This is a genomic window from Terrabacter sp. P5_B1 (genome assembly GCF_056400505.1).
Genome location: NZ_JBFULD010000631.1, coordinates 1 through 616, shown reverse-complemented (window position 1 = coordinate 616; position 616 = coordinate 1). Strand labels below are relative to the sequence as shown.

At 67.5% G+C, this 616-nt stretch carries 1 pseudogene; it reads right to left on the bottom strand.

The window, feature by feature from the left end:
- Window positions 1–616 (bottom strand): annotated as a pseudogene (locus AC1DP0_RS22525) (signal recognition particle protein); the annotation flags it as partial.

The following is a 616-nucleotide window of genomic DNA, read 5'->3' as shown; positions in this document are numbered from 1 at the left end:
GCCGCGGCGCGCTCCTCGGCGGCGCGCTTGGCGGGGTTGCCGCTCTTGCTCTTCCTGCGCTGCGGCTGCTGCTGCTTGCCGCGCTTGCCGGCGCCGGGGATGCCCGGCATGCCCGGGAGGCCGCCACCGCCGCCGCGGGCCATCGACTTCATCATCTTCTGGGCCTGACCGAAGCGCTCGAGCAGCTGGTTGACCTCGGTGACCGTGACCCCAGAGCCCTTCGCGATGCGGGCGCGGCGCGAGCCGTTGATCTGCTTGGGGTGGGTGCGCTCGAACGGGGTCATCGAGCGCACCATCGCCTCGACGCGGTCGAACTCGCGGTCGTCGAAGGCGTCGAGCTGGTCGCGCATCCCCTGCATGCCCGGCATCATCTTGAGCATCGACTTCAGCGAGCCCATCTTCTTGATGGCGTTCATCTGCTGGAGGAAGTCCTCGAAGGTGAAGTCCTCCTCGGCGAGGAACTTGCGCGCCATCTCGTCGGCCTGGCGCTTGTCGAACGCCTTCTCTGCCTGCTCGATCAGGGTGAGCACGTCACCCATGTCGAGAATGCGGCTGGCCATGCGGTCGGGGTGGAACACCTCGATGTCGGTGACCTTCTCACCGGTCGAGGCGAACA